The sequence below is a fragment of the Xylanibacter ruminicola Ga6B6 genome (assembly GCF_000687715.1).
Taxonomy (GTDB): Bacteria; Bacteroidota; Bacteroidia; order Bacteroidales; family Bacteroidaceae; genus Prevotella; species Prevotella ruminicola_B.
Genome location: NZ_JHXD01000020.1, coordinates 13,545 through 32,024 on the forward strand (window position 1 = coordinate 13,545; position 18,480 = coordinate 32,024).

General features: G+C 48.7%; 15 protein-coding genes, 1 tRNA gene and 1 other RNA gene. 8 read left to right on the plus strand and 9 right to left on the minus strand.

All coding sequences use genetic code 11. The annotated features are described in order from the left end of the window. Position 1: 1 nt before the first annotated feature. Both T500_RS15895 and rnpB read right to left on the minus strand, forming a co-directional pair. Positions 2 to 925 (minus strand): YihY/virulence factor BrkB family protein, encoded by a 924-nt coding sequence (locus T500_RS15895; protein ID WP_051612042.1) that lies wholly within the window; start codon positions 923 to 925, stop codon positions 2 to 4. 13 nt (positions 926 to 938) lie between these two features. Next, positions 939 to 1,309: RNase P RNA component class A (gene rnpB, locus T500_RS16505), an RNA gene on the minus strand. Positions 1,310 to 1,608: 299 nt separating this feature from the next. On the opposite strand from rnpB, the gene T500_RS0111495 reads away from it, so the two are divergent. The 3 genes from T500_RS0111495 (at position 1,609) to T500_RS0111505 (ending at position 4,513) form a co-directional block, all read left to right on the plus strand. Continuing rightward, positions 1,609 to 3,120, plus strand: coding sequence for a trypsin-like peptidase domain-containing protein (locus T500_RS0111495; protein WP_028908234.1), 1,512 nt, complete (start codon positions 1,609 to 1,611; stop codon positions 3,118 to 3,120). 110 nt (positions 3,121 to 3,230) lie between these two features. Then, positions 3,231 to 4,091, plus strand: coding sequence for an RNA polymerase sigma factor RpoD/SigA (locus T500_RS0111500; protein ID WP_028908235.1), 861 nt, complete (start codon positions 3,231 to 3,233; stop codon positions 4,089 to 4,091). Beyond that, positions 4,091 to 4,513, plus strand: a complete 423-nt coding sequence (locus tag T500_RS0111505; protein ID WP_028908236.1) for a hypothetical protein — start codon at positions 4,091 to 4,093, stop codon at positions 4,511 to 4,513. Before T500_RS0111500 ends, T500_RS0111505 begins: the two co-directional genes overlap by 1 nt. 36 nt (positions 4,514 to 4,549) lie before the next feature. Here the strand turns inward: T500_RS0111505 and T500_RS0111510 are convergent, their stop codons facing one another. The 5 genes from T500_RS0111510 to T500_RS16495 all read right to left on the minus strand — a co-directional run bounded on the left by T500_RS0111510 (position 4,550) and on the right by T500_RS16495 (position 10,891). Beyond that, on the minus strand, positions 4,550 to 5,860 hold the full coding sequence (locus T500_RS0111510) for a pyridoxal phosphate-dependent aminotransferase (protein ID WP_028908237.1): 1,311 nt from the start codon (positions 5,858 to 5,860) through the stop codon (positions 4,550 to 4,552). Further along, entirely contained in the window at positions 5,860 to 6,432 is a 573-nt protein-coding gene (locus T500_RS0111515; RefSeq protein ID WP_028908238.1) for an indolepyruvate oxidoreductase subunit beta, read from the minus strand. The genes T500_RS0111510 and T500_RS0111515 overlap by 1 nt, the downstream gene beginning before the upstream one ends. Before the next feature lie 29 nt (positions 6,433 to 6,461). Continuing rightward, a complete protein-coding gene (locus T500_RS0111520) occupies positions 6,462 to 8,069 on the minus strand; it encodes a thiamine pyrophosphate-dependent enzyme (protein ID WP_028908239.1) in 1,608 nt (535 codons plus the stop codon). 212 nt (positions 8,070 to 8,281) lie between these two features. Further along, the gene (locus T500_RS0111525; RefSeq protein WP_028908240.1) at positions 8,282 to 9,853 is read right to left on the minus strand and encodes an OmpP1/FadL family transporter; all 1,572 of its coding nucleotides are present in this window, start codon (positions 9,851 to 9,853) and stop codon (positions 8,282 to 8,284) included. Between the two features lie 36 nt (positions 9,854 to 9,889). Further along, positions 9,890 to 10,891 carry a hypothetical protein gene (locus T500_RS16495; RefSeq protein WP_051612043.1) on the minus strand — a complete coding sequence of 334 codons (1,002 nt, stop codon included), beginning with the start codon at positions 10,889 to 10,891 and terminating at the stop codon, positions 9,890 to 9,892. A 129-nt stretch (positions 10,892 to 11,020) separates the two neighbouring features. Here T500_RS16495 and prmA point away from each other — a divergent pair, with 129 nt between their 5' ends. The 5 genes from prmA to T500_RS0111555 all read left to right on the plus strand — a co-directional run bounded on the left by prmA (position 11,021) and on the right by T500_RS0111555 (position 16,907). After that, the gene (gene prmA, locus T500_RS0111535; protein ID WP_028908241.1) at positions 11,021 to 11,863 is read left to right on the plus strand and encodes a 50S ribosomal protein L11 methyltransferase; all 843 of its coding nucleotides are present in this window, start codon (positions 11,021 to 11,023) and stop codon (positions 11,861 to 11,863) included. 282 nt (positions 11,864 to 12,145) lie between these two features. Next, positions 12,146 to 12,655: a hypothetical protein gene (locus T500_RS0111540; RefSeq protein WP_155267526.1), complete on the plus strand. Its 510-nt coding sequence runs from the start codon at positions 12,146 to 12,148 to the stop codon at positions 12,653 to 12,655. Positions 12,656 to 12,814: 159 nt separating this feature from the next. Continuing rightward, the gene (gene carB, locus T500_RS0111545) at positions 12,815 to 16,075 is read left to right on the plus strand and encodes a carbamoyl-phosphate synthase (glutamine-hydrolyzing) large subunit (protein WP_028908243.1); all 3,261 of its coding nucleotides are present in this window, start codon (positions 12,815 to 12,817) and stop codon (positions 16,073 to 16,075) included. A gap of 17 nt (positions 16,076 to 16,092) precedes the next feature. Continuing rightward, complete coding sequence (locus T500_RS0111550) at positions 16,093 to 16,677, plus strand: IMPACT family protein (protein WP_028908244.1); 585 nt, start codon at positions 16,093 to 16,095, stop codon at positions 16,675 to 16,677. Between the two features lie 142 nt (positions 16,678 to 16,819). Further along, a tRNA-Ser gene (locus T500_RS0111555) sits at positions 16,820 to 16,907 on the plus strand. A 47-nt stretch (positions 16,908 to 16,954) separates the two neighbouring features. Here the strand turns inward: T500_RS0111555 and T500_RS0111560 are convergent. Continuing rightward, positions 16,955 to 17,227 (minus strand): TIGR03905 family TSCPD domain-containing protein, encoded by a 273-nt coding sequence (locus T500_RS0111560; protein WP_013064145.1) that lies wholly within the window; start codon positions 17,225 to 17,227, stop codon positions 16,955 to 16,957. A 4-nt stretch (positions 17,228 to 17,231) separates the two neighbouring features. Next, on the minus strand, positions 17,232 to 18,479 hold the full coding sequence (locus T500_RS0111565) for a DUF1015 domain-containing protein (RefSeq protein WP_028908245.1): 1,248 nt from the start codon (positions 18,477 to 18,479) through the stop codon (positions 17,232 to 17,234). Position 18,480: the final 1 nt, after the last annotated feature.

Below are 18,480 nucleotides of genomic sequence, written 5' to 3' on the forward strand. Positions count from 1 at the left end.
TTTATAATGAGTCGAGGCGGTCGGAGTATAATTCTCTGGCCGCTTCGTCTGTTTCGTCATCCGTCATATCAACCAGCGGATGCATGTTGATCTCGTCGAGGTTGATACCAATACGATCCATATTCTGGTTGGTGAACGTGAGCTGTGCACCAAACAAACAGATGGTCCACGATATCTGCAGCCACAGCATAAACAATGGCAGGGCGGCAAACGATCCGTAGATGGCGTTGTAGCCTGTCACCCAGATCTGCGAGTGGATGTAGAACAACTGCAGCAGCTGCATGGCCACACCCGACAGGATGCCTGGTACGATGGCGCTCTTAATCTTTACGTCGGTATTGGGCATATATACGTAAAGTCCTACAAACAGCAGCGAGAGCAGCAGGTAAGGCGAAAAGTCGAGCAGATAACGTACAGCCGGACCTAAGATAAGCAGTCCGTCGGTATGTCTGGCGATGGTGGCCATGAAGATGGAAAGACCCATCGACACCACGATGATGATGGGGAATACAAAGAACATAGCCATATAGTTGGTGAGCGAACGCATAATGGGGCGCGCATTGCTTACCTGCCATATCTCGTTAAACGTCTCCTCCACATTGTTTACCAGCATCAGCACCGTGTAGAGCATAAACAGCAAGCCCACGCCCAGAAAGATACCACTCTGCGTGTGAATCAGGTAACTGTTGACGAAGTCGGTCAGGATATCGGCCACCTGCGGCTGCGACGATAAGGCATCGCGAAACCATATCTCGATATACTTATTATAACCAAAGCCTCGGGCAATGGCAAAGATAACCGCCAGGATGGGCACGATGGCCAGCAAGGTGCTGTAAGTAAGAGCCGACGCCTGCGTCATCACTCGTTTCGTAGTGAAGAAACGAATGGTGAGAACAAGTGTACGGTATATCTTTTTGAGTGTCATAATTATCAAAGAAAAAAGCACTGCCCCTATAAGCCGGGTTCTGTACCATGCAAGCATGGCGTTTGTCATTTATCTAGTCCATGAGTCGCCTCATGGCTCAAGCGTTCTACCCTCCATCGTGACTTGCGTCGTTGGGCAGGCAACCCTCAGACGATGGTATACATGAACTTGCAGCCTCCAGTCGACACAGCCCAACGATCACCCGCTGGCTGGTGGTCTCTTACACCACCTTCTCACCCTTACCTCAAATGAGGCGGTCGTTCTCTTCTGCCGGCACCTACTGTCACCAATAGCTTCTACTTTCAGAAGTGGAGCGCCTTATGCTGCCCGGACTTTCCTCTCGCGCGACCTTTCAGAAGCGCCAGCGACAAACCGTTGCAGTGCGTTTTCTGCGTGCAAAGTTAGCAATAAAATTCATAAATCACGAATATTATACATAAAATTATACACATAATTAAAAATATGCAACTAAAATCATAATAAATACTTAAAATTGTCAGTAATTTAAGATTTTAAGTGTTAATCGCAAATGCTCGTTAAGCTTTTATGCCTAATTGTTAAATTGGGACAAATCTTTGCGTCAAATTGTCAGTATTTAAAATAATGCACTTATTTTTGCACCATCAAAACGTGAAAGGAAACCTGAATGTAGAATTTAAAACATTAAAAAAATGAATGAGAATATGAAAAAGATCGTAAATGCAGCAACTCCCGCCGTATGCGCTGTTGCTTTGACTCTTTCAGTAGTAGCATTCGCTAACTCTAACGCAGCTACTGCTCCAGCTCCTATCGTTACATCGGCTCCAGCAGCACCAGCTGGTCAGCCTGTAGACCTTACCTATGCAGCCGAGAAAGCGCTGCCAGCGGTGGTTTACATCAAGAACACCCAGAACTCAAAGATTGAGACCGTTGAGTATAGCGATCCATTTGAGGATTTCTTCTCTGATCCATTCGGCGGTTTCTTTGGTCGTGGTCAGGGCAACGGTGGCCGTCGCCAGCGCCAGGTTCAGACCCCAAAGCGTGTAGCAGCAGGTTCTGGTGTGATCATCTCGGCAGATGGTTATATCGTCACCAACAACCATGTGGTGGATGGTGCCGACGAACTGATGGTTACCCTCAACGACAATAAAGAATATTCAGCCCGCATCATCGGCGCTGATGCCACAACCGACTTGGCGCTCATCAAGATTGATGCCAAGAACCTGCCTGCCATTGTCATCGCTAATAGCGACAACGTGAAGGTTGGAGAATGGGTACTGGCCGTAGGTAACCCACTCGGACTGAACAATACTGTCACTGCAGGAATCGTCTCTGCAAAGGCACGTTCAATGAACGACCCACGCGACAAGCGTACTGCCAATCTCGTGTCGTCGATGATTCAGACCGATGCTGCCATCAACCAGGGTAACTCTGGTGGTGCACTGGTAAATACCCGTGGCGAACTGATTGGTATCAACGCCATGCTCGCTTCACCTACAGGTTCTAACATCGGTTATGGCTTCGCTATTCCTACCTCGATCATGAACAAGGTTGTTGACGACTTGAAGAAATATGGAAACGTACAGCGTGGTATGATTGGTATCCAGGGTGGCGACGTGAAAGATTATGTTGACGCTCAGAAAGAGGAAGGCAAGGATGTCGATCTGGGCACCATGGAAGGAATCTATATCGGAAAGGTAGTAGAAGATGGCGCTGCCGAGGATGCCGGCCTGAAGGAAGGCGACGTGATCACCCACATCGACGGACAGAAGGTGACCAAGTTTGGTGAGCTGACAGGCATCATCGCCCAGAAGCGTCCTGGCGACAAGATTACCGTCACCTATCTGCGCAACAAGTCTAAGAAGACTGCCACACTGACCCTGAAGAACGAGAAGGGCAACACGAAGGTGGTGAAGGATGCTGATATCGACGTGCTTGGCGGACAGTTCCGTGCCGTCACCGACTCACAGAAGGAGCAGCTCAACATCGGCTACGGACTGCAAGTGCTCAAGGTCAGCGGCGGACGACTGAAGGAGGCTGGTGTGCCTCAGGGCTTTATCATCCAGCGCGTTAACGATCAGAGCGTGAAGAGTATCAACGACCTGCAGGAGATTGTTAAGACAGCCTCGAAGTCTAAGGAGCCAGTTCTCTATATTCAGGGTATCTATCCAACAGGCAAAAAAGGCTATTTTGCAGTTCCTTTGGAGGACGAATAAGCACAAATAGATAAAAAAGAGCCACGAATGATTAAAATTCGTGGCTTTTTTTTGGTTGTTTCAGGAAAAAGTCTTACTTTTGCGGCCAACTTAAACATATTATTACCACGATGAGACAACTAAAGATCACTAAATCTATAACCAACCGTGAGAGTGCGGCTCTGGAAAAGTATCTACAAGAGATTAGTAAAGAGACCATGATCTCGGCTGAGGAAGAGGTTGAATTGGCACAACGCATTAAAAAAGGAGACCAAAAAGCGTTGGAGCGATTAACGAAGGCTAACCTTCGTTTCGTGGTATCTGTGGCTAAGCAATATCAGAATCAGGGATTGTCGCTGCCAGATTTGATTAACGAAGGCAACTTAGGATTGCTGAAAGCGGCCGAACGTTTTGACGAGACACGCGGCTTCAAGTTCATCTCGTATGCCGTATGGTGGATACGTCAGAGTATTCTGCAGGCCATCTCAGAGCAGAGTCGTATCGTACGACTGCCCCTGAACCAGGTGGGATCGGTAAACAAGATCAATCGTGAGATAAACCGATTTGAGCAGCTTAACGAGCGCCGCCCATCGGTAGATGAGATAGCCGAGAAAGTGGATTTGCCACAAGAGAAGATTGACGAGGCGATGGCCATTAACGGGCACCAGATTAGTGTGGATGCACCGTTTGTTGAGGGCGAAGATAACAGCTTGCTCGACGTGATGGCTAACAGCGATGCGCCACTGGCCGATAACCAGTTGGTTGAAGAGTCGCTGAAATCGGAGATACAAAACGCCCTGAGTGCCCTGAACGAGCGCGAGCGCAACGTGGTAGAGGCATCGTACGGCATTAACCAGCCCGAGTTGACACTCGAGGAGATTGGTACCAAGTTTGGATTAACCCGCGAACGCGTACGTCAGATAAAAGAAAAGGCTATCCGCAAGCTAAGAAACAGCAAAGCGAATAAATTTTTAAAGACATATTTAGGATAATGAGATTATTTAAACAGCTTACACTTGCCATCGTACTGATGGCTGCCGGCACCGCTAACGTGCAGGCACAAAATGTAAAGGTTCCACATGCGTATATGTTCGGATTCGTTGCTTCGTTCAACGATTCTACCGTATATTTCACTAATATTCAGCAGGTTGACAGCGTTTGGGTTACCAAGAAAAAGCAGATGCTGGCCGGCCGACAGAACTACAGTTACCAGCTGCGCGAGTTTTTTGCCAATCAGCGCAACCTGCCCAACCGTACTTGTGTGGTAGTGGCCAACGTGGACCGCAAGAAGGTTGAGAAGAAGTACACCAAGATGAAGAACAAATACTTGGTTAAGAGCAAGAAACCCTACGATGTGCGCAACATTGCCGAATCGGATTTCAAGTTCACCGCCGTAGATATGAGTAACGAATAATAAAAAAGCCCTCGCAATTTTGCGGGGGCCTTTTTGTTATCTGGGGTTATTGATTTCAAACACCTTCATGCGTTCCTCGAGTTGCGCGTATTGGTGATCCTCGATAAACGAGGTACAAACACGCAAACCTTCCTGTTCGGAACCGCAGGTTATCAAGCAGATAGCCGACACACCATAGTACATCAGCTCCTTAGCCAACTGGCCAGAAGTCATGCCTGGATATCCGATTGTAAAGTAGAATCCGTCGGCAATGGGCTCGTCCAAATCCTTATCGTACACCACATAGAAATTGTGGCGACAGAAAATCTCTTTCAGTTTCTTGGCACGCTCGCCATATACGCTGATCTCCTTACGGAAGTCGTACTTTCCTTCGTAAGCGGCCTTGAGCATAGCGGCCATCGCATACTGGGCGCTATGACTGGTACCCGAACTCAACGCATACAGCATACGGGTTGAGAATACAGGACCGAAGGGCAAACCCTGATAGCGGGCTGCGAGATCGGCAAAATGGCGATGGAACAGCTTGTCGTTGATGCAAACCACACCAATACGTTCGCCAGCATAGCTGAATGCCTTTGAACCTGAGATGAGCAGCATGTAATTATCGGTATAGCGGGCTACTGTGGCCTGATAAGGTGCCTCGAAAGGTTTCGAGAGATCCTTACGGAAGTCCATAGCGAAGTAAGCCAGATCCTCCATCACGATAGCATCATACTTGGTAGCCAGTTCGCCGATAATCTGCAACTCCTCCTCGCGCAAACAAATCCACGAGGGGTTGTTGGGATTTGAATATACGATGGCACAGATGTTACCATTGCTCATGTAGCTCTCGAGCTTGCCACGCAGCTTATCGCCACGATAGTTATACACGTCGAAAGTCTCGTACTTCACACCCATCACCTGCAGCTGCATCTTCTGCACAGGGAATCCTGGGTCGATAAACAGTACGGTATCCTTCTGTTTGTCGCACTGCGAACAGGTGAGGAACGAAGCGAAAGTACCCTGCATCGAACCTGTTACTGGCACGCAGCTTTCGGGTTTGATATCTACGCCGATAAAGGCTTTTACAAACTGCGAAGCTGCCTCCTTGAGTACGGGTGCACCCTGAATATCGGGATACGAATGGGCAATGCCACCTTCGAGGGCTTTTATCTGGGCATCAACGCCTACCTGAGCGGCAGGCAGACCAGGAATACCCATCTCCATCTTGATGAACTCTACCCCACTCGCCTTCTCGGCCTTAGCAGCTACCTGCTTTACCTCGCGGATGGTAGCCTTGGCAAAATCCTCAATGCCAAGCTCGGCTACCAGCGAGTCAACTATTTCTCTTTTAATTGGAGTTTCCATTACTTCTGTGCTGCTTTACCAATGGCTAATGCTTTGATGTTGGCATCTACGATGGCATCGCCTTTGCGGGCGAAGACACGACGGATGGCATCCTCTAACTTATCGTACTCGATACCCAAGGCCTTCTGGGCGGCACCCAGCAGAATCACGTTGGCCGAACGGGGCACACCATTATCCTTAGCGGCCTGCTCGATGTCGAGCACAATCACATTCTTTACGCTTTCCAAATCCTGCTTAATCTTCTCGATATCAGGATAGTTGGGAATATTTACGAAAGGAGCACTCGAAGTGATAATCCAACCATCTTTTGACAAGAATGGTAGATAACGCAGGGCCTCCATGGGCTCCATCGAGATAATTACATCGGCACCACCCAGCGGAATCAGATCGCTGCTGATGGGGTTGCTCGAGATGCGCAGATTCGACTGTACGTCGCCACCACGCTGACTCATACCGTGTACCTCGGCCTGCTTGATATAGAGGTTCTCCTTCATGGCAGCCTCGCCTATGATGGTAGCAATCGAGAGGATACCCTGACCGCCTACTCCACAAAGTATAATATCTGTTTTCATTTCACTTTTCACTATTCGTTATTCACTATTCACTTTTTCTCAGCTGCCTTTTTCTGCTTGAGATGGCGCTGCAGCGTTTGCATGCATTCACGACGAGGAATAATCACACTCACACCGTGGTAGTTAATCTCCTCGCGGATGGCTGCTGTAATCTCGGGCATGTTCTTGGGGATGGGGTTAACCACCTTGAGGTGATCCTCCGAAAGGCCCAATCCCTTACAGATAGCCTCGAACTTATTGGTACCAGCCGAATCCTGTCCGCCAGTCATAGCGGTGGTCAGGTTATCGCTGATAATCACAGTGATGTCAGCATTCTCGTTGATAGCATCCAGCAAACCAGTCATACCGCTGTGGGTAAAGGTTGAGTCGCCGATGATAGCTACAGCAGGCCACTGACCAGCATCGCTGGCACCCTTGGCCATGGTGATGGATGCACCCATATCTACGCAGCTGTGGATAGCCTTATAAGGAGGCAGGAATCCCAGTGTGTAACAGCCGATATCGCCGAATACGCGGGCGTTGGGATACTCCTTCAGCACCTCGTTCAGAGCGGTGTAAACATCGCGGTGACCGCAACCCTGACACAGTGCAGGTGGACGTGGGGTTACATCCTCGCAAGGTGCATAGCTCTCGCTGCTCTCCAAACCCAGTGCCTTCTTCAGGAAGTCGGGATTCAACTCGCCTGTACGAGGCAGCTCGCCTGTTAAGCGTCCCTTGATCACAGCGTTGCCGGGCATCACACCACGAACCTGATCCTCGATGAATGGCTGACCCTCTTCGGCAATCAGCACCTGCTCGCAATCGTCGGTCATACGACGGATGAGCTTCTTGGGGATAGGATACTGCGAAATCTTGAGCACGGGGAAAGGACAACCCTCAGGATAGCACTCCATCAGGTAGTTGTAAGCAATACCGCTGGCGATGATACCCAATTTGTGGTCGGCGCCATCGATATATTGGTTATATTTGCTCTCAACAGCCATCTGCTCCAGCAAAGGCTGCTGACCGGTTACTACTACATTACGCTTGCGGGCAAAGGCGGGCAAAAGTACCCAGTTACTGGCCTGAGCATTGTAGTTAAGCTCGTTCTGTGGACGGGCCTCGTCCTTCACCTCAACTACAGCACGACTGTGAGCCATACGGGTGGTAACACGCATCAGGATGGGCAGATGCAACTGCTCCGAAAGGTCGAAAGCCTCCTGCATCATATCGTAAGCCTCCTGCTGTGAGCTAGGCTCCAAGGTAGGAATCATGGCGAACTTAGCGTAGAAACGTGAGTCCTGCTCGTCCTGCGATGAGTGCATCGATGGGTCGTCGGCTACCAGAACCACTACACCACCGTTGGTACCCGTCATAGCCGAGTTAACAAACGGATCGGCGCAAACGTTCAAACCTACATGTTTCATACACACCAGTGCCCTCTTGCCCATATACGACATACCGAGTGCAGCCTCCATTGCCGTCTTCTCGTTGGTGCTCCAACGACGGTGGATGTTGCGCTCTTTGGCAATTGGCGACTCCTGGATATACTCAGTAATCTCCGTTGATGGAGTGCCGGGATAGGCATAAACACCACTCAGACCTGCATCGATAGCGCCCTGAGCAATAGCCTCGTCTCCCAATAAAAGCTTTTTCATCTGACTAATTTATATTTTACAATTTTACGATTTTCAATTATGTGATATTATCTATCAGGGGCAAAGGTAGGTATTTTTACGCAAACAGCCAAAAAAATACGGCTTAATTTGCATAAGCCGTATTTTTATCCATAAAAACTTTCAGTTTTTTGTTTTCTACATTCTAAAATCTTACAATTTTTACATTTTCTAATTGTTACATTTTTACATTATTAGAAGGTGTATCCGATGGTAAGCAGACCTTGGCTGCGCTTATTGCTAACCTTTGTAACACCAGTGCTAACGCTTGTTGAAGAAGCTAAACTCTGATAGTCCTGGAATGGGTGGAACTCACCATCAGTGTTGCTCAGCTGGTAAGCCAGGTCGATGTTCATCTTACCAACCTTGAAACCTACACCGCAGGTAAAACGATGAGTATCTTTCCAGTTTACATAGTCGGTTGTAGAAGCGTACATAGTGCCTGGGCTGTCGACAGTCATATCGCGAACACCATCCATCTTGTAACCGCTGGTGATGTAGTTGTAACCTACTCGGAATGCTACATCGGGAACGGGCTTGTACTCAGCACCCAACTTCAGGGTTGAAACACCCTTGAGCGAACGCTCGGTATTGGCCTTCATGGCGATATCCTTCGAGGTCTCGGCATTGTCGTAATAGTCGTAACCATCGATGATGCGGTTCTGACTGGCGCTGTAGTCGGTGTACTCGTAACCTGCACCCAAGGCAAGCTGGGTACCAACGGTAGTTCCAAGGCTCAAACCAAACTTCCAAGGTGTATGGTAAGCAAAGTCGTAGCTCTCCTGACTCTGACCCTTATCCCAAGAACCGTAAGGGGTGTTGTTAACCATAGCGCTTGAGTTGCTCGAGGTAAGCTCGTACCAGGTTGGTGTGTGGATGTAAGCACCGATGCGGAATGGCGACTCCTCGACAGGACGGAAGATAGCACCAAACTTCAGGTTGATGCCAGTACCGGTAATCTTACGCTCGTCGCCATAAGCCAGCGAACCACATTTAATACCCTCCGAATCAAGGATGGTCTCAGCATACTCCGAATAACCCTTATAGTGTACATCCTGTACGCCAACAGTCAATCCCCAGAAGAAACGGTCGTTGTGGTTACCGCTCAGGTTGAAGTCGTAATCGGCAATCCAACCGCGATGGGCACGATCAAAGCTGTATGCACCAGCTTGGCTCCAATAAAAGTTCTGATCATCAGGATCTAGCAGGAACACGTTAGCGTTCATATAGTCGGCTTGGTTAAAGCGGTATGAGCGATAGTCGCCCTCCCAGCCCATCACTTCGCCTTGTTTGTTCTCATCGAGCTCATAGAGTCCGCGGGCGGCCTTCTCGTAAGTCAATCCGTTCTGTGAGCAACCGCGCAACGAGTTGGCAGCCGACAGAATCTGGTCGAAGTTCTTACTCTTGTGGTAGTTGAAGCCCACATTAATAAAAGAGGTGGGACTCACGCGAGCCGAGTAAACAAATCCAGCCTGATCAAAACTCATATTGGTTTTATTCAGTCCGTCGAACTCCTTAGCGTCGGCCTGCGAAACCACGCCGAAACTCAAACTGGCTGTTGAATGGCGGAAGAGTCCGATACCAGCAGGGTTGGTACCCATGGTTGAGATATCGGCGCCCAATGCCTCCATCGCTCCACCCATACCCACATAGCGGGCGGTTCCGTTAAGATCGCTACCCAGCAAGCGGGCGCTCTCGTATGTATCCTGTGCAGCTACTGGCAAAACTATGCCCATAGCAATCGCTGCCAATAAAATCTTCTTCATAATGGCAATATAATGTTTAATGTTTAATTTTTAATGTCAACGTCGTCCTCCCATACGGTTGCCGCCACCACCGCCACCAGAGCTACGAGAACCTCCGAAGCTGCCACTGCTACTGCTGCTGCCAAAGCTACCGCTGCTTGAGCGTGATGGGCTGCTGTAAGTAGAGTTAGAGCGAGTTGGTGACGAGTAATTATAATTAGAATTAGAGTTGTTACCACCACGGCGACCGCTGAAGTTTCCAGAGTTGCTGCGCTGTGTGTTACCACTGCTATATACGCGGTCTCCACCCATTCTGCTGGCGCGATCTCTCAGGCTGCCCATACGCGAACTGCTGTTGGCAACAGAGTTGCGGTATGAAGGGCGACGGCCTGTGCTGCCCTTGATATCGATAGAACCGGCATTTCCTGTGTGACCGTAGTAGTGTGTGTGACCACCACCGCCACCACCATAGTAATAGGGATAACCCCAGTAGCGATAAGGCGAATACCAGCTGTAGTAGCTATAATAGCCATAATATGGCCAGCCCCATGAGCTCCAATATGGATCGTACCAGCCGTAGTAATAAGGATCCCACCAGCTCATGTAGTAAGGATTGTTCCACATCACACTGCTATACCATGAACCGTAGTACCAGGGATCGTACCAGCCGTAACGACTGTAGTACCAAGGTGAGTGCCAACCCCAAGTGCTTGAACCGGCACGATAACCAGCCCAGAAAGCAGCATTGCTGCTCACGTCGTAGTCATCAAAGCGAACCATGTTCTTGGTCAGGGCAAAATCCTCAGCCTCCAGCGTGTCGGCAGGATAAACACCCTTTCCATCGGTAAAGTCGATTACATCTAACTTGGTAGTATCACCGTCAATCACCTCGTAGCTGCTCTTGGCCTTTGACTGCGGAGCCACCACGGGGGCGATATCCTTCACATGCTCTACCTGTGCCTTCTTCTTCTTTGGTACGAAGTAGAGGTCGTCGTCCTGAGCCATCATCGAGAGAGGCATGGCTCCGATCAGCATTGAAATTAGTAACAGTTTCTTCATTTCTTCTAAGTTTTAATGATTCACGTTGCAAAAATACAACGAATTTCGGTGCAAAAATAGGGAAAAACCCTAACTTATGATAGGATTTTCCCTAATTTTTGTAATTTTGCCTCAAAAATTAACGATTATATGAAGTATTTTGAGGTAGAATTCACCATTTCACCCTATTCGGCCGATGCAGCCGACCTGTTTGCTTCGCTGGCTGGCGAAGCTGGATTCGAAACTTTCGAGGAAACTGAGACAGGCTTGAAGGGTTATGTGCAGCAGTCGCTCTTCGACGAGGATGCACTGCGCGAGTGTATAGAGGATTTCCCATTCGAGGGTACCTCTATTATATATAATGTACGCGAGGCTGAGGATCGCGACTGGAATGAGCAATGGGAACAGGAAGGTTTTGAGCCTATCGTGATTGCCGACCAGCTGGTGATTCACGACGGTCGCCATCTGCCCGAGGTAGATAGTAAGATACAGATTGAAATCGATGCCAAGCTGGCCTTCGGTACCGGCACTCACGAAACCACACGTATGATTTGCAACCAGCTGCTGAAACTGGCCAAAGGTCGCGTGCTGGATTGCGGTACAGGTACGGGTATCCTCTCTATTTGCGCCCTGAAATTGGGTGCAACCGAGGCTGTAGGTTACGATATCGACGAATGGAGCGTAGATAACGCCCGTCATAACGCTGTGATTAATCGTGTTGACGATCGATTCACCTCGCTTTTGGGCGACGCTAAAATACTCGAAAATATCGACGAAAAGTTCGACATTGTGCTGGCCAATATCAACAGAAATATCCTTTTGGTCGACATGCCGATGTTCGTCAGCAAGATGCACGAGGGCTCGCTGCTTATCCTAAGTGGCTTCTACTCAGACGATTGCGAAATTCTGACAGAAAAAGCCCATTCCATCGGACTTAAGTTGGTATCGAAGACTACCGACCATGATTGGGCTTGCCTGGTACTGAAGCATTAATATGCAGATAATATAAATATTGTTAAGAATACACCGAAACATTTGGTGATTACATTTTTAATCAGTACCTTTGCACACGATTTTAATGGTTAAGGTTTATGGTTGATTAATTTAGTTTTTTAACGAAAGAGGCTAGCAGTGAATGCTCGCCTCTTTTTGTTTTATAAAAAAATCGCAGAAAAAAGCCATTTCGTTTGGCGGTTAGCAAAAATTGCCTTATCTTTGTCGCCGATAATTTGATTTATCAACTATTATTGTACAACCAATTAAAACTTTTCAGAAATGAAGAAACTAACAATGATGATTGCTGCCCTGGCTATGGCTATGAGTATGCAGGCACAAACCAAGTTCCACGACGTTGAAGCTAATGAGGCTAAGGGCGCCGTTAAATCAATCAGCATGACCGTGATGGGTATGCCACGTAACACAACCTTTACCGAGGACGGTAAGATGCAGCAGGACGGTCTGACCGATGCCAAGTACGACGAGAATGGCTACATCCAGAGCGCCAAGATGAGCATGCAGGGCCAGGAGGCTGAGGTTAAGTTCACCTGGGAGAATGGCAAGCTTATCAGCCAGACCACAAACGTTATGGGGCAGGAGATTAAACAGGTCTTAGTTTACGACGAGAACGGACTGGTAAAGGCTCAGAAGATGAACATGATGGGTCAGGATGTTGAGGTACCCCTCACCGACTATAAGTTCGACGATAAAGGTAACTGGATTAGCCGTAAAATGAGCATGATGGGACAGGAAATGGAAATGACCCGTACCATTACTTATTACGAGTAAAACGCATAAACATTTAGTTTATATCTAAAGGGCTCACTTTTTCATAAGTTGGGCCCTTTTTTTAACACTTTACAAGACGCTGTTTTTGGAAGTTTAAATAAAACTTCGTATCTTTGCAAGCGATTTTATGCAATCTTCAAAATAAAAACCAATACGAATATGAAAAAAGAACTGAAAAAGGTGCTGGTTCTCGGATCAGGTGCTTTGAAAATCGGACAAGCAGGAGAGTTTGACTATTCAGGCTCTCAGGCCCTAAAGGCACTTCGCGAGGAAGGCATCAAGAGTGTACTCGTAAACCCTAACATCGCAACCATCCAGACTAGTGAGGGGATCGCCGACAAGGTGTATTTCCAGCCGGTAAATACACACTTCGTAACTGAGATTATCAAGAAGGAGCGCCCCGATGGCATCCTCTTGGCATTTGGTGGACAGACCGCACTGAACTGCGGTACTGAGCTTTACTTGAACGGAACTCTGAAAGAGTATGGCGTTGAGGTACTTGGTACAAGTGTAGAAGCCATTATGAACACCGAAGACCGCGACCTGTTTGTCAAGAAACTGGGCGAGGTTGATCTGAAGGTTCCCGTCAGTCACGCTGTAGAGTCGATGGAAGATGCCCTGAAGGCAGCTCACGAGATTGGATTCCCCATCATGATCCGTTCGGCTTATGCGCTGGGAGGTCTGGGTTCAGGTATTTGTCCCGATGAGAAGAAATTCATCGAGTTGGCCGAGTCGGCCTTTACTTTCGCTCCACAGATTCTGGTTGAAGAGAGTCTGAAGGGCTGGAAGGAAATCGAGTTTGAGTGCATTCGCGATGCTAACGACCGTTGCTTTACCGTTGCCTCGATGGAGAATTTCGACCCTCTGGGCATCCATACTGGCGAATCCATCGTAGTTGCGCCTACTTGCTCGCTGCGCGAGGAGCAGGTAAAAATGCTGCAGGAAATTACCATTAAGTGCGTGAAGCACCTGGGCATTGTGGGTGAGTGCAATATTCAGTTCGCATTCAATGCTGAGACTAACGACTATCGTATTATCGAAATCAACGCGCGCTTGAGCCGTTCTTCGGCTTTGGCATCAAAGGCCACAGGTTATCCCCTCGCCTTCGTTGCTGCCAAGATTGCGCTTGGATATACACTTGATCAAATCGGCGAAATGGGCACTACATCAAGTGCTTACGTAGCACCAAGTCTCGAATATATGATCTGTAAGATTCCTCGTTGGGACCTGACTAAGTTTGCAGGTGTGAGCCGTCAGATTGGTTCGTCGATGAAATCGGTTGGTGAGATTATGAGTATCGGTCGCAGCTTCGAGGAGATGATCCAGAAGGGCTTGCGTATGATTGGTCAGGGCATGCACGGTTTCGTGGGCAACGACCACACCAAGTTTGATAACCTCGACGAGGAGTTGGCTAACCCAACCGATCTGCGTATCTTTGCTATCGCTCAGGCTCTCGAAGAGGGTTACACCATAGAGCGTATCGAGCAGCTCACCAAGATTGATGTCTGGTTCCTGGAGCGCCTGAAGCATATTGTTGACCTGAAGCACGAGCTGCTGAAGTACAACCAGCTTGAGGAACTGCCCGATGAGCTGCTGTTGGAGGTAAAACGTTGCGGTTTCAGCGACTTCCAGATTGCCCGTTTCGTTCTCAAACCACAGGGTGGAAATATGGAGAAGGAGAATCTGGCTGTTCGCAAGTATCGTAAGCAGCGTGGCATAGTTCCTTCGGTTAAGCGCATTCCAACGGTTGCTTCCGAGCATCCCGAGCTTACCAACTACCTCTACTTCACCTACACCCATGTTCCTGCATTTGGAAATCCTGAGGGTGAGAAATATGTAGCTGCACACGATATTAATTATTATAATAATGAGAAATCGGTGGTTGTACTCGGTTCGGGTGCATACCGTATCGGTTCGTCGGTAGAGTTTGACTGGTGTTCGGTTAACGCCATCAACACCGCTCGCAAGCTGGGTTACAAATCTATCATGATTAACTACAACCCAGAGACTGTTTCGACCGACTATGATATGTGCGACCGCTTGTATTTCGACGAACTTTCGTTGGAGCGCGTGCTCGATGTGATCGAGTTGGAGTCACCTCGTGGTGTCATCGTTTCAGTGGGTGGTCAGATACCTAATAACCTGGCTATGAAATTACATAGACAGGGAGTTCCCGTGCTTGGAACCTCACCAGTTGACATCGACCGCGCTGAGAACCGCGACAAGTTCTCGGCTATGCTCGACAAGCTTGGAATCGACCAGCCAGCATGGCAAGCACTTACCAGTTTCGACGATGTGAAGGATTTTGTGGCCAAGGTGGGCTACCCCGTTCTGGTTCGTCCTTCGTACGTTCTTTCTGGTGCCGCTATGAACGTTTGTTACGACGAAGAGGAGCTGCATCGCTTCCTGAATATGGCTACCGAGGTATCAAAAGAGTTCCCTGTAGTAGTATCTAAGTTCATGACAGAGACCAAGGAGATTGAATTCGACGCTGTAGCCGACAAGGGCGAGGTAATCGAGTACGCTATTTCTGAACATGTGGAGTATGCAGGTGTTCACTCGGGCGATGCCACGATGGTTTTCCCCGCTCAGAACATCTATTTCTCTACCATCCGTCAGATAAAGAAAATTGCACACAAGATTGCAGCCGAATTGAACATCTCTGGACCGTTCAACATACAGTTCCTCGCCAAGAACCGAGAGGTTAAGGTTATCGAGTGTAACCTGCGTGCCAGCCGTTCATTCCCATTTGTGTCAAAGATTTTAAAGCGTAATTTCATCGAAACTGCTACCAAAATCATGCTCGACGCTCCTTATCAGAAGCCTGACAAGAGTGAGTTCGACATCGACCGCATTGGTGTGAAGGCCAGTCAGTTCTCGTTCGCCCGTTTGCAGAATGCCGACCCAGTTCTGGGTGTCGACATGAGCTCAACAGGTGAGGTTGGTTGCTTGGGCGACGACCTGAACGAGGCACTGCTCAACTCGCTCATCGCAACCGGTTACTCTATTCCTAAGGATGCCGTTCTGATTTCGTCGGGTGGCGCCAAGGGTAAGGTAAGCTTGCTGGAGCCCGCACAGCAGTTGGCCAAGAAGGGTTACACCATCTACGCCACCGCAGGAACCGCTAAGTTCTTCAACGATAACGGTGTAAAGGCAACAGCTGTAGCTTGGCCCGATGAAACCGGCGAAAATAATGTGATGGATCTCATCAGTCAGCACAAGGTTGGTTTGGTTATCAATGTCCCAAAGAATCACACCAGTCGCGAGCTTACCAATGGTTACAAGATCCGTCGTGGTGCCATCGATCATAACATTCCTTTGATGACTAACGTGCGTTTGGCCAAGGCATTTATCGAGGCCTTCACCGCTATGAGCATCGATGATGTGAAGATCAAGAGTTGGCAGGAGTATAATAATTGATAATTGATAATTGACAATTGATAGACGAATTCAAGACTATAAAGACCGAAGGCGAGGGCTACTATACTGAAAAGCGTAGCAAGTTCCTCGCCTTCGCTCATCATGTAGAAACCCTTGATGAAATCAAGGAATTATTAGCCGGTTATCGTAAGAAGTACTACGATGCCCGCCATGTTTGTTATGCTTATATGTTAGGTGCCGAACGTTTGGAGTTCCGCGCTAACGACGATGGCGAACCATCGAGCACAGCCGGCAAACCCATTCTGGGACAGATTAACAGCAACGAGTTAACGGATATTCTGATTGTAGTGGTGCGTTATTATGGTGGTGTGAACTTAGGCACATCAGGTTTGATTGTGGCCTATCGCGAAGCAGCCGCCGATGCCCTCGTCCACTCCGAGTTTGAAACCCGACAGGTTGAAGAGATTGTGACCTACACTTTCGCCTATCCGCTGATGAACGATGTGATGCGAATTGTAAAGGAGATGCAGCCACGTATTGTTTCGCAAACCTATGATAATACCTGCGAAATCAAGCTTAGCATTCGTAAATCGGAAGCCGAACAACTACGCAACCGACTCTCGAAGCTGTCATTCGAATAAAAATCGCATTTTCCGCAAAAAATGTTTGGTGGTTTCCTAAAAAAGCATTACCTTTGCACTCGCAAACGAAATAAGAGTTAAACAAGTTTGACTCTCCTTTCGTTCAGCAAAACGAGCAAGCTCGGTTTGCCTTCGCTTAATCGGAGAGTTGGCAGAGTGATCGATCGCGCTGGACTCGAAATCCGGTATACCCCTTTCGGGTATCGGGGGTTTGAATCCCTCACTCTCCGCAAAGAAAAGAATAAGGCTTCGGAAATTCCGGAGCCTTATTTCTTTATTATCCCTCTAATGGAGCATCCTTGAGTTTCTCAAGTGCCCGGCATAACTGATCGGGGCACGATGTACCTTTGGCACCACAACGAATGCCGTTAATCTTGGGTATCACATCGTCGATCTTCTGGCCGCGCACCAACTGGCTTATTCCCTGAAGGTTGCCGTTGCAACCTCCAAGGAAGAATACCTGCTGTATCACGTTGTTCTCATCGGCAGTCACGTCGATCAGTTTCGAACATGTGCCCTGAGTTTCGTACTGTATATGCTTAGTCTTCATCGGCTTAGCTCAGCTTGTGAATAACCAGTCCTGAACGCAGTTTAGGCTCGAACCAGGTAGCCTTTGGTGGCATAATCTTACCGCTATCGGCAATATCCATAATCTGCTGCATCGATACGGGATAGAGAGCCAGTGCAGCGCGCATCTCACCTGAGTCAACACGACGCTTCAGCTCCTTCAGTCCGCGCAATCCGCCAACAAAGTCGATGCGCTGCGAAGAACGCAGGTCGCCGATATTCAGAATCTCGTCCAGAATCAGACGGCTCGAGATATCTACATCCAGCACGCCGATAGGATCGGTATTATCGTAAGTACCCTCCTTAGCCTTCAGACTGAACCAGTGCTCATCCAGATAGAGCGAGAACTCGTGCAGCTGCTGTGGCTTGTAAATCTCGGTACCCTTATCCTCTACCTCGAAGTTTACCTGCAGGGCAGCCAGGAACTCTTCGCTCGACATGCCGTTCAGGTCCTTCACTACGCGGTTGTAGTCGAGAATAGTGAGCTGTGATGCCTGGAAGCAAACTGCCATAAAGTAGTTATACTCCTCGGTACCATTGTGGTCGGGGTTCTGCTTCTGCTTCTCGGCACCAACCAGAGCGGCAGCAGCCGAACGGTGGTGACCATCGGCGATATACAGCGATGGCATCTGGGCAAACTGCTCAGTAATGGTCTGCATATCCTTAGCGTCGCTGATTACCCAGAACTGATGACGGAAACCGTCGATAGGAGCTACGAAATCGTACTCGGGTTCGGTAGCGGCATAACGCATAATCAGCTCGTTCAGCACAGCGTTGTCAGGATAAGCAAAGAATACGGGCTCGATGTTGGCATTGTTCACACGGACATGCTTCATGCGGTCCTCTTCCTTATCGCGGCGTGTCAGCTCGTGCTTCTTGATGTTGCCCTTCATGTAGTCGTCAACATAAGCGCCTACTACCAGTCCGTACTGCGTCTTACCGTTCATGGTCTGCGCATAGATGTAATAGTGGTCGTCGGCATCCTGTACCAACCAACCCTTGTCCTGGAACTTCTGGAAGTTCTCGGCAGCCTTCTCGTACACACGTGGGTCGTACTCTGAGGTGCCAACTGGGAAATCAATCTCTGGTTTGATAATGTGATAGAGGCTCTTCTCGTTGTCGCCAGCCTCTGCCCTCGCCTCTTCACTGTCGAGCACGTCGTAAGGACGGCTCTCAACTTGCTCTACAAGTTCTTTTGGTGGGCGAATACCCTTGAATGGTTTGATAATAGCCATG

What these genes read in the sequence shown, in the direction of transcription:
- T500_RS15895 (WP_051612042.1), bottom strand. Translation starts at nt 925, where the DNA reads ATGACACTCAAAAAGATATACCGTACACTTGTTCTCACCATTCGTTTC.
- T500_RS0111495 (WP_028908234.1), top strand. Translation starts at nt 1,609, where the DNA reads ATGAAAAAGATCGTAAATGCAGCAACTCCCGCCGTATGCGCTGTTGCT.
- T500_RS0111500 (WP_028908235.1), top strand. Translation starts at nt 3,231, where the DNA reads ATGAGACAACTAAAGATCACTAAATCTATAACCAACCGTGAGAGTGCG.
- T500_RS0111505 (WP_028908236.1), top strand. Translation starts at nt 4,091, where the DNA reads ATGAGATTATTTAAACAGCTTACACTTGCCATCGTACTGATGGCTGCC.
- T500_RS0111510 (WP_028908237.1), bottom strand. Translation starts at nt 5,860, where the DNA reads ATGGAAACTCCAATTAAAAGAGAAATAGTTGACTCGCTGGTAGCCGAG.
- T500_RS0111515 (WP_028908238.1), bottom strand. Translation starts at nt 6,432, where the DNA reads ATGAAAACAGATATTATACTTTGTGGAGTAGGCGGTCAGGGTATCCTC.
- T500_RS0111520 (WP_028908239.1), bottom strand. Translation starts at nt 8,069, where the DNA reads ATGAAAAAGCTTTTATTGGGAGACGAGGCTATTGCTCAGGGCGCTATC.
- T500_RS0111525 (WP_028908240.1), bottom strand. Translation starts at nt 9,853, where the DNA reads ATGAAGAAGATTTTATTGGCAGCGATTGCTATGGGCATAGTTTTGCCA.
- T500_RS16495 (WP_051612043.1), bottom strand. Translation starts at nt 10,891, where the DNA reads ATGAAGAAACTGTTACTAATTTCAATGCTGATCGGAGCCATGCCTCTC.
- prmA (WP_028908241.1), top strand. Translation starts at nt 11,021, where the DNA reads ATGAAGTATTTTGAGGTAGAATTCACCATTTCACCCTATTCGGCCGAT.
- T500_RS0111540 (WP_155267526.1), top strand. Translation starts at nt 12,146, where the DNA reads ATGAAGAAACTAACAATGATGATTGCTGCCCTGGCTATGGCTATGAGT.
- carB (WP_028908243.1), top strand. Translation starts at nt 12,815, where the DNA reads ATGAAAAAAGAACTGAAAAAGGTGCTGGTTCTCGGATCAGGTGCTTTG.
- T500_RS0111560 (WP_013064145.1), bottom strand. Translation starts at nt 17,227, where the DNA reads ATGAAGACTAAGCATATACAGTACGAAACTCAGGGCACATGTTCGAAA.
- T500_RS0111565 (WP_028908245.1), bottom strand. Translation starts at nt 18,479, where the DNA reads ATGGCTATTATCAAACCATTCAAGGGTATTCGCCCACCAAAAGAACTT.